General features: G+C 48.0%; 13 protein-coding genes and 1 tRNA gene. 12 read left to right on the top strand and 2 right to left on the bottom strand.

Annotation, left to right across the window (positions count from 1 at the left end; genetic code table 11):
- Positions 1-284 precede the first annotated feature (284 nt).
- The 7 genes from ACO0K1_RS02110 to ggt all read left to right on the top strand — a co-directional run bounded on the left by ACO0K1_RS02110 (position 285) and on the right by ggt (position 7,636).
- Positions 285-2,132: a tetratricopeptide repeat protein gene (locus ACO0K1_RS02110; protein WP_423022201.1), complete on the top strand. Its 1,848-nt coding sequence runs from the start codon at positions 285-287 to the stop codon at positions 2,130-2,132.
- Positions 2,133-2,259: 127 nt separating this feature from the next.
- The gene (gene lolB, locus ACO0K1_RS02105; protein ID WP_423022199.1) at positions 2,260-2,883 is read left to right on the top strand and encodes a lipoprotein insertase outer membrane protein LolB; all 624 of its coding nucleotides are present in this window, start codon (positions 2,260-2,262) and stop codon (positions 2,881-2,883) included.
- 18 nt (positions 2,884-2,901) lie between these two features.
- Positions 2,902-3,756: a 4-(cytidine 5'-diphospho)-2-C-methyl-D-erythritol kinase gene (gene ispE, locus ACO0K1_RS02100; RefSeq protein WP_423022197.1), complete on the top strand. Its 855-nt coding sequence runs from the start codon at positions 2,902-2,904 to the stop codon at positions 3,754-3,756.
- Between the two features lie 71 nt (positions 3,757-3,827).
- Positions 3,828-3,904: transfer RNA gene (locus ACO0K1_RS02095), tRNA-Gln, on the top strand.
- Positions 3,905-4,023: 119 nt separating this feature from the next.
- The gene (locus ACO0K1_RS02090) at positions 4,024-4,986 is read left to right on the top strand and encodes a ribose-phosphate pyrophosphokinase (RefSeq protein WP_423022195.1); all 963 of its coding nucleotides are present in this window, start codon (positions 4,024-4,026) and stop codon (positions 4,984-4,986) included.
- 111 nt (positions 4,987-5,097) lie between these two features.
- Positions 5,098-5,685 (top strand): 50S ribosomal protein L25/general stress protein Ctc, encoded by a 588-nt coding sequence (locus tag ACO0K1_RS02085; protein ID WP_423022193.1) that lies wholly within the window; start codon positions 5,098-5,100, stop codon positions 5,683-5,685.
- Between the two features lie 223 nt (positions 5,686-5,908).
- Positions 5,909-7,636: a gamma-glutamyltransferase gene (gene ggt / locus ACO0K1_RS02080; protein ID WP_423022383.1), complete on the top strand. Its 1,728-nt coding sequence runs from the start codon at positions 5,909-5,911 to the stop codon at positions 7,634-7,636.
- Positions 7,637-7,798: 162 nt separating this feature from the next.
- Here ggt and ACO0K1_RS02075 read toward each other — a convergent pair whose 3' ends face one another.
- A complete protein-coding gene (locus ACO0K1_RS02075; protein WP_423022191.1) occupies positions 7,799-8,389 on the bottom strand; it encodes a 5-formyltetrahydrofolate cyclo-ligase in 591 nt (196 codons plus the stop codon).
- A 35-nt stretch (positions 8,390-8,424) separates the two neighbouring features.
- On the opposite strand from ACO0K1_RS02075, the gene ACO0K1_RS02070 reads away from it, so the two are divergent.
- The 4 genes from ACO0K1_RS02070 (at position 8,425) to ACO0K1_RS02055 (ending at position 13,108) form a co-directional block, all read left to right on the top strand.
- The gene (locus tag ACO0K1_RS02070; RefSeq protein WP_423022189.1) at positions 8,425-10,395 is read left to right on the top strand and encodes a transglycosylase SLT domain-containing protein; all 1,971 of its coding nucleotides are present in this window, start codon (positions 8,425-8,427) and stop codon (positions 10,393-10,395) included.
- Positions 10,395-11,108, top strand: a complete 714-nt coding sequence (locus ACO0K1_RS02065; RefSeq protein ID WP_423022187.1) for a glutathione S-transferase family protein — start codon at positions 10,395-10,397, stop codon at positions 11,106-11,108. Before ACO0K1_RS02070 ends, ACO0K1_RS02065 begins: the two co-directional genes overlap by 1 nt.
- Positions 11,109-11,110: 2 nt before the next feature.
- Positions 11,111-12,343, top strand: a complete 1,233-nt coding sequence (locus ACO0K1_RS02060; RefSeq protein WP_423022185.1) for a multifunctional CCA addition/repair protein — start codon at positions 11,111-11,113, stop codon at positions 12,341-12,343.
- Between the two features lie 96 nt (positions 12,344-12,439).
- Complete coding sequence (locus ACO0K1_RS02055) at positions 12,440-13,108, top strand: GNAT family N-acetyltransferase (RefSeq protein WP_423022183.1); 669 nt, start codon at positions 12,440-12,442, stop codon at positions 13,106-13,108.
- A 40-nt stretch (positions 13,109-13,148) separates the two neighbouring features.
- On the opposite strand, the gene ACO0K1_RS02050 is transcribed toward ACO0K1_RS02055, so the two are convergent.
- Entirely contained in the window at positions 13,149-13,652 is a 504-nt protein-coding gene (locus ACO0K1_RS02050) for an Lrp/AsnC family transcriptional regulator (RefSeq protein WP_423022181.1), read from the bottom strand.
- Between the two features lie 255 nt (positions 13,653-13,907).
- Here ACO0K1_RS02050 and hppD point away from each other — a divergent pair, with 255 nt between their 5' ends.
- Entirely contained in the window at positions 13,908-15,023 is a 1,116-nt protein-coding gene (hppD, locus tag ACO0K1_RS02045) for a 4-hydroxyphenylpyruvate dioxygenase (RefSeq protein WP_423022179.1), read from the top strand.
- Positions 15,024-15,103 lie beyond the last annotated feature (80 nt).

Genomic DNA, 15,103 nt, shown 5'->3' with positions numbered 1-15,103 from the left:
TTCAGGTTTTACGTAAAATTTAAGGTCGTTTGTCTGCGCACTAAAAGGCACTTTTGACCTAATTCATGTATGCTGGCTAACAGACATTTTTTCACACTCAGCTTAGCTTTACAATTTGACACAAGACTTACAGTGCTACTCATTAATAATACGGATCAATAATACGAACCAATAATATGAATCAAGGATTTGGATCAACGCGCGCAAAATAAGCCCTTGACAAAAACACACACCATGAATACTTCGGCGTAAAATCAGCCATCACCGCTCATTTCGGACTTGTCTTGAAAACTATCTCTGCTTCTGTCACTACCTCTATTGTATCCGCACTTAGGCCTGCGGCTTTCCTCACCTGTGCGGCTGTGCTATCAGCGTGTACCAGCCTGAGCGGAAATGTGCCGCCGACTACGGTTGATGCTGGCCATGCGAGCGATGCAGCGCAAGCGGCATTAGCTGCGGATAAAGACCTCAACGGTTCAGTGCCTGCCGTTACTGAAAGCAAAGAAAAGCTGCCAAATACAGTTCTCACTGAAGAACTGTTTTACAAAATTCTGACCGCCGAAGTCGCCTATCAACGTGGCAACTGGCAAGCGGCCTATGTCACCCTGCTGACGACTGCGCAGCAAACACGCGATCCCCGCTTGGCTAAACGAGCAGCTGAAATCGCCTTAAGTGTGAAGCAAGCTGGCGAAGCTTTGGGTGCCATACGTTTATGGCGTGAGCTGTCACCAGACTCCAATGAAGCCACCCAGTATTACCTCGGCTTCATGGTGATGAACAATAACTTAGCCGAAATACAAAGTGTATTTTCAGAAAAACTAGCGAGCGCCGAAGGAAAACAATTTGGCGTCATCATGTTACAAGCACAACGTCTTTTAGCACGTGCCCGTGACAAAAATGCCGCTTTTGATGTCCTGGAAGAACTGTTAGCGCCCTACAAAAGCATGCCTGAAGCGCACCTCGCCTTAGCTCAGGGTGCCTACACAAAAGGCGACAATCAAAGGGCAATACTCGAAGCCAACGTCATGCTGGCCGCGTATCCAGACTCGCAACTCGCCATCTTGACGATTGCTCAAGCATCCTCACAAGTCGATGCAGCGCAAGCTTTAGCAGGTTTCATTGCGAAAAATCCGAATGCACGTGACATTCGTATGGCATATGCCAGCATCTTGATCGACCTCAAGCAATTTGATAAAGCCCAGGATCAATTTCAATTGATGTTGCGCGACCATCCTGACGACCTTAATTCAATATACACCCTCGGTGTCTTAGCGTTGGGCAAAAATCAACTACAGCGTTCTGAAGAATACTTTCTACGCTTCTTAAAAACCCTTGATGAAAAATCCGAGGATAGGGATGCCACGTCGACCTATATCAATTTAGCTGGCATTGCGGTTGAACGTAAAGACTACAAGGCCGCACAGGAATGGCTGGCAAAGGTAGAACCATATGAAGGGCGCAACCCTGCATGGTTCAACGTGCAATTGCGCCGCGCCAGTTTGTATGCCAAAGAACAGAATACGGAAGAAGCTGTGAATTTGCTGCACGGGCTTAAACCAATAGCCGAAAACGAACAATTGCTGGCATTGCAAACCGAAGCCCAAATTTTGCGAGATGCGAATTTGCCAGAACGCGCGGAAAAAGTATTGCAAGATGCGTTAGCAGCCCATCCAGATAGCCCAGATTTGATGTACGACTATGCGATGTTACTTGAGTCGCAAGATCGGGTCTTGCTGATGGAAACGATGCTACGTCGCGTCATCGAACTCGCGCCCAACAGCCAGCACGCCTACAATGCACTTGGCTACTCATTTGCTGACCGGAATATTCGTCTGGATGAAGCATTGACGTTAATCGAAAAAGCCAATCAGTTAGCACCCGACGATCCTTTCATTCTCGATAGCCTTGGTTGGATTAAATTCCGCCTTGAGAAATTCGATGAAGCCGAGACTTACCTGCGACGCGCCTATGAAATACGACCAGATGCTGATATCGCCGTCCATCTTGGCGAAGTACTGTGGCGCGCAGGTAGCAAAGACAAGGCCATCAAACTCTGGCGTGATGCCCGTACGAAAGATCCTGAGAACGCCGCTCTCAAGAGCACACTGGGTCGCCTCGATGTTCGTTTATAAAATAGCAAGCTTAGTCCCAGATTACAATCATGCCCCTGTGGATAATAATGGCTAGCCTCTCTAAGAAATTTCTGAGGCTCGCCATCAAAGACTAACGCAATTTTTCTAACGCTAATATCCAAAAAAAATGACGCACAGAAACAGCCATTGGCTGACGCTCGCCGTTTGCCTATCCAGCATCTTATTATGCAGTGCCTGTGCCAATCTCGGCCTGCCTCAAATGGCGGGAACCAACCAGCATGCGGATGATAGCGTTGTACGTGTTTATCAGGATACGATTCAACTCAGCGGAAAAATATCGGTTCGCTACGAAAAAGACAATAAGCCGCAGCAATTACCCGGGAATTTTGAATGGAACCAGGATGGGCAACATCTACAAATTTTGCTGCTTTCACCGCTCGGCCAGACATTGGCCCGGATCACGCAAGATGACCATCGCGCTATCCTTGAGCAAGAGGGCCAGGCGCCACGTTATGCACAAAATTTGGATGAATTATTGCAAAACCGCTTAGGATGGGCGTTACCGGTCATTGGACTGCGTGACTGGTTACAAGGATTTATCAGAAAAGCGGACGGCAAACGCGTCGCCTTAAGTCGGGTTGATCAAAAGCTTGATAGTGATGGCTGGAACATCCGCTACGCTAGCTGGCAAACAGAAACGACACTCCCAAAGCGTATCGAACTAAACCGCTATACGACTGAAGCTGGCAATATCAGCATTAGCATTTTTATTCAGGCACCTAGCCCATAACCGCAATCAGGCATCACCATGAAGCAAACCCGTATCCAATGTCAGGCACCGGCCAAACTCAATTTATTTTTGCATGTGACTGGTCGCCGTGCCGACGGTTATCATTTATTACAAACCGCGTTTCAGCTGATTGACCGCAGTGATACGCTCGACATAGAAATACGTCAAGACAACAACATTGTGCGAACGAACGAGATTCCCGATGTCCCGGCTGATTCCGATCTGATTGTGCGCGCCGCCCGTCTCTTGCAGCGAAGCACGAATTGCCCGCTCGGTGCGAATCTGACTTTGCATAAAATTTTGCCTATGGGCGGCGGCCTGGGGGGCGGCTCGTCCGATGCTGCATCAACGTTAATTGCGCTAAATCATTTATGGCAAACCGGTTTGAGTAAAACGGAATTGATGCAACTTGGATTGCAATTAGGCGCAGATGTTCCCTTTTTTATCTTTGGCGATAACGCTTTTGCTGAAGGAGTCGGCGAGGAATTACACGCCATTCAGACACCAGAACGCTGGTTTGTCGTCATAGAACCTGGCGTTCAGGTACCAACTCCTGCAATTTTTTCGGCAAAGGAGTTGACAAGAGACACGAAGCCCGTCAGAATAGCGGACTTTTCCAGCACTGCTGAAATGTTTTGGAAAAATGATTTACAAACAGTCGCCTGCGCACTATTTCCGGCGGTTGACGAAGCAATTAAATGGCTGTCACAATTCGGAAACGCGAAGATGACAGGATCTGGAGCTTGTGTTTTTTGTGCCTTTGCCGACGAATCGGCAGCGGACAAAGTGATGCAACAAGTACCTGATCGCTGGACATCATGGAAAGCAAAAGCACTGAGTCGCCACCCGATGGCAGATTTATTGAAGTCGTAAAAAAATTTGGTCTGATGCCGATTTGACGTTAAAATAGCGTCAAATTCTGGACGACAGACAAACGGTTGTGTAGGGGAATCGCCAAGCTGGTTAAGGCACCGGATTTTGATTCCGGCATGCGAAGGTTCGAATCCTTCTTCCCCTGCCATTAAATTAAAGCCGCCGCATCAATGTGCGGCGGCTTTTTCAGTTTTTATCTTTGATTAATTTGCAAAAAGCTATGTAAATTAATCAGATCCTCAAAAAATTCAGCCGATAGGTCCCGCCATGGCAAACGCGCGCGCAAATGACAATATGATGGTCTTCACTGGTAATGCTAATCCTGCATTAGCAGCTGGTGTTGCCAAACAACTCGGCATTCCTCTCGGTAAGGCAGATGTTTCTAAGTTCTCCGACGGTGAAGTGATGGTCGAGATCAATGAAAACGTCCGCGGTAAAGATGTTTTCGTTCTGCAATCCACCTGCGCGCCAACCAATGACAACCTGATGGAAATCATGTTGATGGTTGATGCTTTAAAACGTGCTTCTGCTGGCCGTATTACTGCCGCAATTCCGTATTTTGGTTACGCCCGTCAAGATCGTCGCCCACGTTCAGCGCGTGTTGCGATCTCTGCAAAGGTTGTTGCTAATATGCTGGAAGAAGCCGGTGTTGACCGTGTTTTGATTATGGATTTACACGCAGATCAAATTCAGGGCTTCTTTGATATTCCGGTAGACAACATCTATGCATCGCCAATTTTGTTGGGCGATCTGGTTGCTAAAAATTATGACGATTTATTAGTCGTGTCACCTGACGTTGGTGGCGTTGTTCGCGCCCGTGCGTTGGCAAAACGTTTAGGTTGCGACCTGGCAATTATCGACAAACGCCGTCCTAAAGCCAATGTATCTGAAGTCATGAATATCATTGGTGAAGTTGAAGGCCGTAACTGCGTCATCATGGATGACATGGTTGATACCGCTGGTACTTTAACAAAAGCGGCAGAAGTATTGAAAGAACGTGGTGCCAAAAAAGTATTGGCCTATTGTACGCACCCAGTGTTATCTGGACCTGCAATTGCACGTATCACGCAATCGCCATTGGATGAGTTGGTGGTAACTGACACAATTCCTCTGTCTGAAGCAGCAAGAGCCTGTTCTAAGATTCGTCAACTGTCTTGTGACAGCTTGCTGGCAGAAACGTTCCGCCGTATTACCAAAGGCGAATCTGTCATCTCGTTGTTCACTGACTAATTTTTTCTGCGCCCTTACTGACTCAATGAGTCGTATGGGCGTTTTTTCTGTAGTCCTGGTCGCGGGGCTACAAAACCGCAAGTTAATCCTTGCATATTTTGGAGTAATACCATGAAAGTTATCGCATTTGCACGCAAAGAACAGGGGACCGGAGCGAGCCGCCGCCTGCGCAATGCTGGCCAAACACCTGGCATCATCTACGGTGGCGCTGAAGCCCCGGTATCCATCACTTTGGATCACAATGCTTTGTACCATGCATTGAAAAAAGAAGCGTTTCACTCTTCTATTTTGGATCTGGAAGTTGACGGTAAAGTTGAAAAAGTTCTGTTGCGCGACTTCCAAGTCCACGCATACAAACAATTAGTATTGCACGCTGATTTCCAACGTGTTGATCCTAACCAAAAAATCCACGTTAAAGTGCCTCTGCACTTCGTTAACGCTGATGTATCCCCTGCTGTTAAATTGCACGCTGCTGTGATCAGCCACGTAGCAGTTGAGTTGGATATCTCTTGCTTGCCAGCAGATTTGCCAGAATTCGTTGAAGTTGACCTGTCCAAACTGGACGCTGGTCAATCGATCCACGTATCCAGCCTGGTATTGCCAAACGGCGTTACAGCAGTTGTTCACGGTGACGACGCTACTGTTGCAATCGCTACAGTACCAGCTGGCGCAGTATCTGCAGAATCCGAAGCAAAATAATTTTTATTTGCTTTTGCTTCCGGGCAGAAATAAAAAAGCCACCTTCGGGTGGTTTTTTTTATGGCGAAGAGTTCACAAAGAATACGAACCACTCAAGCTCTGATAGGATGTATATTCGACAGAGATCCTCGCAATTAATCTAACAATAAGCCATGCTCCATAGGATAGCTTTAGTTTTATGATTGTCTGGCAATAAAATACGTATTTGGAGTGAAGAATAGTGATCAACAAAAAGAAAATTTCCCTCGGGCTCGCGTTGGCGTTCGTAGTCAGCCTCCCTGGCCAGGCGCAAATTGCCGCAAATATTCGTTACGACACCAACTTCCCTATTCTCAGTCCAGTCAGCAATAAAAATGGCATGGTGGTCACAGAACAAGCCTTGGCAAGCCAGGTTGGTGCGGATATCTTAAAGCGTGGCGGGAATGCTGTGGACGCCGCGGTAGCAGTTGGTTTTGCCTTGGCAGTAGTACTGCCGAATGCAGGCAATATTGGTGGCGGTGGGTTCATGCTGATTCACGATGCTAAATCGGGCAAAGACATTGCTCTGGACTTCCGTGAATTAGCGCCAGAAAAAGCCCATCGTGATATGTATCTGGACGCCCAAGGCAAAGTCATCCCTGACAGCTCAACCTATACCCACCGGGCAATCGGTGTTCCCGGGACCATCGCGGGACTCGATCTTGCTTTGCGCAAATATGGCAGCATGCACTTCGCGGACGTGATTGCACCGGCTATTCGCTTGGCGGAACAAGGATTCACGATCAGCCCTCATCTGGCTTCCTTGCTCGAAGCCGATAGTGACCATCTAGGAAAATGGCCAGCAAGTCGCGCAATTTTCTTCAAGAATGATCACCCCTTACGCGTCGCTGATAAATTAGTGCAAAAAGATTTGGCACACTCTCTCAGACTGATTGCTGAACAAGGCGCGAAGGCGTTCTACGAAGGTGAGATTGCAAAAAAAATCGTCGCCGAAATGCAGCAGCATCAGGGTCTGATTTCAGCAACAGATTTAAAAAACTATAAAGCTGTAGAACGCGTCCCTGTCACCGGCAACTATCGCGGCTATCAAATCGTTTCTATGCCGCCGCCGAGCTCAGGTGGTGTTCATATCGTACAGATGCTTAATATGCTGGAGCATTATCCACTCAAGGAGCAAGGCGCCAATAGTGCCAAAACGCTGCATGAGTTAAGTGAAGTGATGAAGCTGGCTTACGCTGATCGCTCAGAATATCTCGGCGACCCGGATTTTCTTCAGGTGCCAGTTGCGGGACTGACGTCTAAGTCGTACGCCGATGCACTGGTCAAAAAAATCGACCTCACCCATGCAACACCATCTGAGAAGATTAAACCCGGGACGCCAGCGGCCTATGAAAGCGATCAAACGACACACTTCAGTGTCGCGGATAAATTCGGTAACGTGGTCGCTACCACCTACACTCTGAATCTGAATTTTGGAAGTGGCATAGTGGCAGCCGGTACGGGGATCGTGCTCAATGACGAGATGGATGACTTTTCCATCAAGCCGGGTGAACCCAATGCCTTTGGTTTAATAGGCGGCGCCGCCAATGCGGTGCAGGCATTTAAACGCCCTCTGAGTTCCATGTCTCCGACCATCGTGTTAAAAGACAATAAGCCATTTCTGGTCACTGGTAGCCCAGGTGGTAGTCGCATCATTACGACAACCTTGCAAACTATCATCAATGTCATTGATTTTAATATGAACGTCGCCGAAGCGACTATTTCACCTCGTATCCATCAACAATGGATGCCTGACCAATTACGCTACGAAAAAGGAATTAGCGTCGACACCTTAGATATTCTGGAACGACAAGGGCAGCATTTAAAGGCGGGTCAGGTCATAGGGAAAACGCAAACGATACAAATTGGTAAAGACGTCTTTTATGGTTATTCCGATCCTCGAAATCCAGACGGCTTAGCGACCGGGTTTTAAAACGATCAGGTCATGGGATGAGAGGGGCAACTCTCAGCCCGCGCCTAGACACGCGACCCAGGCACGCGATAGTTTCAGAACAAAGAATGCAGATTGGAACCATTGCCATTAAGAGGAATGATGGCTTTTCCCTGATTGTCACCGCCCATTGAATTCGAACCGCTATTCGCAACTACTTTCGGTCAGGATCTTTACCATGGCAATGTCATGTATTCCTGGCTCAAACTCGCACAGTTGGTTTTGATATGCAATACCAATAGAAATCACTGACGGCAGCACGGCGAGCGTGCGATCGTAAAAGCCCCCGCCATAACCAAGCCGATAGCGGCGGTCGTTAAAACCAACGCAGGGAATCAACATAGCTTCCGGCGTAATCAAGTGATCACGCTGAAGCGGCACCGGTATGCCAAATTCATCAGTCGTCATCGGATCGCCTTCCCGCCATGCTAAAAATTCCAAAGGCCTGTTTTTTGTCAACACAAACGGAAAAGCAAGTGCAATCCCCATCGCACTAATACTAGAATAGCTTCTGCACAAATCTGGCTCTCCCCTGATCGGCGAATACACAGCCAGGCTGGCTGGCTTTTCTGCCTCGCACCATGCCAAGAGATGGTCTATCAAGGATTGATCCCACATCTTGCGCAATTCAGGGTCAAGCTGGCGACGTTGTTGCAATAAAGTTTGGCGCAATGTGCGACGCTCATCGATAACTTCTGTTGTCTTCAGGTGTGCGCTGGATGTTGGCTGTGTCATACTGTCAGAAATTAGATTTTGATAACGAACTTACGATGTCCGTGAAATATAAAATAGCACAACTTAGTCTGGTAATCTTAGCAGGTTTAAGCACCTATCCGGGCGCCTGTACGGCTATCGATAAAAGAAGCTTCATTAGTGACGATGACCGTTTTATGGCGCTCCGTGATGCTGCCTATCACGATGATCCTAAAAACGCTGAACAACATGCAGCAGCGCTCACTTCCTACGACATCCCATCCTACGTTGACTATTACCGTATCCGGTCACACCTGCTACGGGCGTCAAACACTGAAATCGCTGATTTCATCAACCATTATGAAGGTAGCGCGATTGCGGACCGCATGCGCAATGACTGGCTGAGTTTGCTCGGTAAGCATGGCAATTGGGACTTATTCGATCAACAATACCCTTTATTCGTCGTCGCGGATGACAACCAATTGCGTTGCTACGCTCTTTTATCGAAAGCCGTAAAAGGTCAAAAAGTCAGTAACGAGGCTAAAAATTTACTGACGGCACCACGCGATTATGGCGAAGGCTGTTATAGCCTGATTACCTACCTGACCGACAATGGCCAATTCACAAAGGCAGATTTGTGGACGCAAATGCGTATGGCCGCCGAAAACGGAGCCCAACCACTGGCGCAACGCTTAGGGAAATTACTTGATATTCCAGAGAAAAAAGTCAGTGTAGTGTTCGACAAGCCAGCAAAGATGTTCAAACAAGGGCCAGAAAACAGTCAATCCAGCCGTGAACTCTTTGTCGTTGCCCTGGGTCGCATCGCAAAAAATGAGCCGTCCGATGCAGCAGAATTACTTTCACGGTTTAGTACTAAACTCAGCGACGAACAGCGCAGCAATGGCTGGGCACAAATCGCCTTACAGTCAGCATTAAAACTAGAGCCAGAAGCCCTGGCATATTGGGTACGTGCAGATGGCGCCAGCTTCTCGAATGAGGCTTACCAATGGCGTGTTCGCACCGCACTGCGAGAAGGCGACTGGAAATTAGTCAAAAATGGCATTAACGCTATGCCAGCAACGTTAAAAAATGAGCCAACCTGGACATATTGGTTAGGCCGCGCGTTAAAAGCAGAAGGTAAAGCCGACGAAGCACGGCGTATTTTTGCCAGTATTGCTGACCAAATCCATTTTTATGGACAACTTTCGTTAGAAGAAAATGGCCAGAAGATCGGTGTTCCGGTTGTCGCCAGACCTATCAGCGCAGAAGAACTTGCGCCCATGGAAAAAAATCCAAATTTACAACGTGCCTTACGATTTTATGCGATGAATTTGCGCACTGAGGGCCATCGGGAATGGAACTGGGAATTACGCAAACTCAATGAACGCCAATATCTGGCAGCAGCAGAACTGGCGCGCAAAAATAACTTGCTCGATCGTATGGTCAATACGTCGGACCGCACCAAAGGTGAGCTCGATTTTAGCCAGCGCTACCCTACCCCATTCAACGAAAGCATGTACAAAACAACGCAAGCATTGGGGTTGGATATGGCGTGGGTCTACGGACTGATACGCCAGGAATCACGTTTTATCATGACGGCAAAATCTCAGGTGGGCGCTTCTGGCCTGATGCAAATCATGCCAGCGACCGCACGCTATGTCGCAAAAAAAATGGGCTTAGGCAACTTCGTACCAGAGCAAGTCAACGACGTTGATACCAATATCGTGCTGGGCACCAATTATCTCAATATGGTACTCACTGATTTAGGCGGTTCCCAAGCCTTGGCGTCGGCCGCCTACAATGCGGGCCCTGGCAGACCTCGCGCCTGGCGAGCGAAATTGACGCGCCCCGTCGAAGGCGCAATTTTTGCTGAAACCATTCCATTCAATGAGACACGTGGCTACGTCAAAAACGTTTTGTCAAATGCAACCTACTACGCAGCATTATTTGAAAAGAAACCTCAATCCCTGAAAGCACGTCTCGGCACCGTTGTGCCCAAAGGCATGTCAGCTAGCGATGCCGATTTACCTGACGAGATAAAACAATAATGCAAGATACAGAAATACACCCTGCCCTGGCTGCCATCATGAACGACCGTCGCTCCAAAATAGTGCTCGTCATCGGTAACAAAAATTACTCTTCCTGGTCAATGCGCCCATGGATCTTGATGAAAGCATTTGGCATTCCCTTTGAGGAAATTCGCATCTTGCTAGGACAACCTGATACCACCACACGCATTGCCGAATATTCCGTCGCCGGCAAGGTGCCGGTTCTGTTAATGGGCGACATGAAGGTGTGGGATTCATTGGCAATTTGTGAATTTTTAGCTGACCAATTTTCAATATTAAATTTATGGCCCGAAAATGTTGCCGCAAGGGCGCATGCGCGCAGTATTTGCGCAGAAATGCATGCTGGATTTTCTTCATTGCGCTTTGATATGCCGATGAATATTCGTGCAACTTTGCCAGGCAAAGGACGAACCTTAGGTGCACAAGCAGATATCGGCCGTATTAGCGAAATATGGGAAGAGTGTTTTGCCTTGTACGGTGCGCATGATTATTTATTTGGTGATTTTTCAATTGCTGACGCTTATTTTGCGCCGGTCGTGATGCGCTTCCGCACGTACGGCGTGTCTCTGGCACCTGCCTTGCAAGCCTATGCGGACCGCGTCGCGACCCACCCTGCCGTCATGCAATGGATCCGTGAAGCCTGCGCAGAGACGGAGACAATGGCATGGCATGATGCCAGGGCAGAAAAATAAGCATGAAAAAAACGTACATCGTTGGCGGTGCCGTTCGTGATGCCTTGTTGGGATTAACAATACAGGACCGTGACTATGTCGTTGTCGGTAGCACACCCGCAGAAATGCTGGCGGAAGGCTTCAGGCCAGTAGGCAAAGATTTTCCGGTATTTTTGCATCCCAAAACAAACCAGGAATATGCACTCGCAAGGACAGAGCGTAAAACAGCAGCGGGCTACAAAGGCTTTGTCTTTCACACCGATGAACACGTTACTTTAGAGCAGGATTTGATACGCCGCGATCTGACGATCAATGCCATGGCGCAAGATGAAGACGGCATTATCCACGACCCGTTTGGTGGCCAACAAGATTTGCAACAACGAGTATTTCGCCACGTGTCGGCGGCGTTTGCCGAAGATCCAGTACGAATCTTGCGTTTAGCCCGGTTCGCTGCGCGTTTTTCAGTCGCGCCCTACGATTTCTCTATTGCGCCCGAAACCATGGCGCTGATGACAGAAATGGTCAATGCCGGCGAAGTCGATGCCCTCGTTCCTGAACGTGTCTGGCAAGAATTAGCGCGGGGCCTCATGGAAGCCACGCCATCACGCATGTTTGAAGTGCTCCGGGCCTGTGGTGCGTTGAAACGTTTAATTCCCGAACTCGACGCGCTATGGGGTGTGCCACAGCCTGCTAAATACCACCCAGAAATTGATACCGGCATCCACATCATGTTGGTGGTGGATTATGCGGCAGCACAGGCTTATTCCTTATCCATCAGATTTGCGGCGCTATTGCATGACCTTGGCAAAGGCACCACGCCGCCAGAACTTTGGCCACGGCATCTTGGGCATGAAGAACAAAGTGCGAAATTAGTCGATATTGTCTGCCATCGCCTCAAAGTCCCGTCTGATTGTCGTGATCTGGCGTTTATGACTGCACGTGACCATGGCAACGTCGGACGCGCGTTAGAAATGCGACCAGCGACCATTGTTGACCTCCTCACCCGTAATGATGCATTTCGCAAACCGCAACGCTTTGTTGACATGTTACGCGCCAGCGAATGTGATTGTTTTGGCCGCAGCGGTCTCGAAACGATCAATTTTCCACAAACTGCGTTTCTGGAAGGTGCTTTGCATGCAGCGCAACAAGTGAATGGTGGTGACATTGCGCGCCACTACGCAGATCGGTCTCAGCAGATTCAAGAAGCCATTCGCGAAGCTAGAATTTCTGCGGTGCAGCAATTTAAAAATAGATGATTTCTTCGTATTTGAGGGGTTTTCTGGAATAATTGAGTCAAATCGTCTAGAATACTTTGTGCGCTGCACCATTTTCTTTTGCAGCAAGGAGCAGTCATGAATCCTGTCGATATTTTCCCTCTTAATTTCAGCAACTCCAGCGGTTCCGGCAAACCAAGCGTCTACGTCAAAGAACTATCGGAAAAAGATAGACATCGCATACTTCGCCATTTCCTGGCTTTGGAAGAAAGCGACCGTTTATTGCGTTTTGGCACATATTTGCCGGATGCCATGATAGAAAAATACGTTGAAGGCATTGATTTCTCGCGTGACAAGGTTTTTGGCGTCATGAGCCATCACTTCCGCTTGGTCGGGGTCGGCCATTTGGCGTTTGCCCCGCGTAGCGAAGATGACGATGTGACGGATAAAGATACCATCGCCGAGTTTGGTGTTTCCGTTTCAAAAACTGCACGTGGCAAAGGCGTTGGCGCCAAGTTATTTGAACGCGGCGCAATCCATTGCCGTAATGCAGACGTTGACACTTTGTACATGCATTGTCTGTCGTCGAATCAGACCATGATCCATATCGCCAAAAAAGCTGGTATGGAAATTCATCGCGAATACGGTGAAGCCGATGCGTACCTTAAATTGGTACCGGCAGACGCTGTTAGCGTTTTGCGTGAAGCCGTTCAAGAACAAGTCGCCTCGATCGACTACACCATCAAAGCCAATACCCGCGCAGCGGTAAAATGGATCAGGCATTTGCCGGGTTTGCGGGACAAATAACGTATCGCACTTGTTAAAGCTTTATTGTTATTTGAATGGCTCAACCACCACCCAACACAGGCAACGCCGTCGTTTCTTTGATCTGTTGCAAGGCAAAGCTTGATTTAACATCGAGTACCGCTGGATGGCGTAATAAGGTTTCCATCATGAAACGGGAAAAATGGTTCATGTCTTCGACGTGAACACGCAGTAAATAATCCATCTCGCCCGTCATGGCGTAACAAGCGACAACTTCTGGCCATTGCGCCACTGAGGCAGAAAAATCGTCACGCGGTGAACGAGACGCCCCTTTACCGGGATGATCGCTATGTTTTTCCAGGCGCACGTTGACGTAAGCGAGCAGACCCAAGCCTATTTTGGCGGGTTCCAGCAAGGCCACATATTTGCGAATCACGCCTGTTTCTTCCAAGCGCTTAATGCGGCGCAGACACGGCGATGGCGACAGGTTAATGCGCTCTGCAACTTCCTGATTTGTTAGTTGACCATCGGCTTGCAAAATAGCAAGAATTTTACGGTCAAGCTTATCCAACAATATCTCAGTCATAAAATGCCACTTATTTAATAATATCAGCAATATTATTGCTCAAATTGGCAAATGTTTGGGTTATTTTGAAATTTTATGGCGCGTTTGACGGACTATACTGAAAGCTTGATCTACGTCAAATCACTGGGATTTAATCAGTGTGGCGTGATGGGTAAGTAAGCTTTTTGAATGCTTTTCACGTCATTCAAGCGCGCTATCCTATAAATATTGACCTTAGTTGACCTTAGTTGACCTTATTAAATAACGGAGACAAGCATGACATTTCAAACATGGGAAAACCCAATGGGTACCGATGGCTTTGAGTTTATCGAATATGCCGCACCAGATCCAAAAGCACTCGGCGATTTGTTCCTCACATTGGGCTTTACGGCAATTGCAAAGCATCGCACGAAAGATGTCACGTTATTTCGTCAAGGCGACGTCAACTTCATCATCAATGCAGAACCAGATTCTTTCGCACAAAAATTTGCCCGTAAGCACGGCCAATCTGTGTGTGCTTTTGCGTTCCGCGTCAAAGATGCAAACGCTGCGTACAAACGCGCACTCGAATTAGGTGCATGGGGCTTCGATAACAAAACTGGTCCGATGGAATTGAACATTCCAGCAATTAAAGGCATTGGCGATTCCTTAATTTATTTCGTTGACCGCTGGCATGGTAAAGACGGTGCAGAAGCTGGCGCAATCGGTAACATCAGCATTTATGATGCAGACTTCGTCGCGTTGCCAGGCGTGGCTTCTAATCCTGTCGGTAATGGCCTGACTTACATTGATCACCTGACACACAATGTGCATCGTGGCCGCATGAAGGAATGGGCCGATTTCTATGAAACACTGTTTAATTTCCGTGAAATCCGTTACTTCGATATCGCTGGTAAGCACACGGGCCTGAAATCCAAAGCGATGACTTCCCCATGTGGCAAGATTCGTATTCCTATTAACGAATCGTCGGATGACAAATCTCAGATCGCAGAATATCTGGATCAATACCATGGCGAAGGCGTACAACATATTGCGATGGGTACGGACAATATCTACAAAACCGTCAGCGATATGAAAGTAGCAGGCGTGAGCTTCCAGGACACGATAGAAACTTACTATGATCTGGTAGACCGTCGTTTGCCAGGCCACGGCGAAAACCTCGAAGAATTGCGCAAGCTGCGCGTACTGATCGACGGTAAGAGCACGGAAACATCCCGCGAATTGTTATTACAAATCTTCACAACAACGGTGATCGGCCCGATCTTCTTTGAAATCATTCAACGTAAAGGTGATCAAGGTTTTGGCGAAGGTAACTTCCGTGCTTTGTTTGAATCGATTGAACTCGATCAAATTCGTCGCGGTGTATTGAAGGACGATAAGGCAACCGCCTGATTACTCTGCTACAGACAAGCTACCATGAGACAATGACAAAAGGCTGACACTTCAAGATGTCAGCCTTTTGTTCTTAAAAA

Source organism: Undibacterium sp. SXout20W, from assembly GCF_049340285.1.
In the GTDB taxonomy this organism is placed as follows: Bacteria; Pseudomonadota; Gammaproteobacteria; order Burkholderiales; family Burkholderiaceae_D; genus Undibacterium.
The sequence above is the reverse complement of the archived record's forward strand: the minus strand, read 5'-3'. Positions and strand labels throughout refer to the sequence as shown.

What these genes read in the sequence shown, in the direction of transcription:
- hppD (WP_423022179.1), top strand. Translation starts at nt 13,908, where the DNA reads ATGACATTTCAAACATGGGAAAACCCAATGGGTACCGATGGCTTTGAG.
- ACO0K1_RS02075 (WP_423022191.1), bottom strand. Translation starts at nt 8,389, where the DNA reads ATGACACAGCCAACATCCAGCGCACACCTGAAGACAACAGAAGTTATC.
- lolB (WP_423022199.1), top strand. Translation starts at nt 2,260, where the DNA reads ATGACGCACAGAAACAGCCATTGGCTGACGCTCGCCGTTTGCCTATCC.
- ACO0K1_RS02055 (WP_423022183.1), top strand. Translation starts at nt 12,440, where the DNA reads ATGAATCCTGTCGATATTTTCCCTCTTAATTTCAGCAACTCCAGCGGT.
- ACO0K1_RS02050 (WP_423022181.1), bottom strand. Translation starts at nt 13,652, where the DNA reads ATGACTGAGATATTGTTGGATAAGCTTGACCGTAAAATTCTTGCTATT.
- ispE (WP_423022197.1), top strand. Translation starts at nt 2,902, where the DNA reads ATGAAGCAAACCCGTATCCAATGTCAGGCACCGGCCAAACTCAATTTA.
- ACO0K1_RS02065 (WP_423022187.1), top strand. Translation starts at nt 10,395, where the DNA reads ATGCAAGATACAGAAATACACCCTGCCCTGGCTGCCATCATGAACGAC.
- ACO0K1_RS02090 (WP_423022195.1), top strand. Translation starts at nt 4,024, where the DNA reads ATGGCAAACGCGCGCGCAAATGACAATATGATGGTCTTCACTGGTAAT.
- ACO0K1_RS02070 (WP_423022189.1), top strand. Translation starts at nt 8,425, where the DNA reads ATGTCCGTGAAATATAAAATAGCACAACTTAGTCTGGTAATCTTAGCA.
- ACO0K1_RS02085 (WP_423022193.1), top strand. Translation starts at nt 5,098, where the DNA reads ATGAAAGTTATCGCATTTGCACGCAAAGAACAGGGGACCGGAGCGAGC.
- ACO0K1_RS02060 (WP_423022185.1), top strand. Translation starts at nt 11,111, where the DNA reads ATGAAAAAAACGTACATCGTTGGCGGTGCCGTTCGTGATGCCTTGTTG.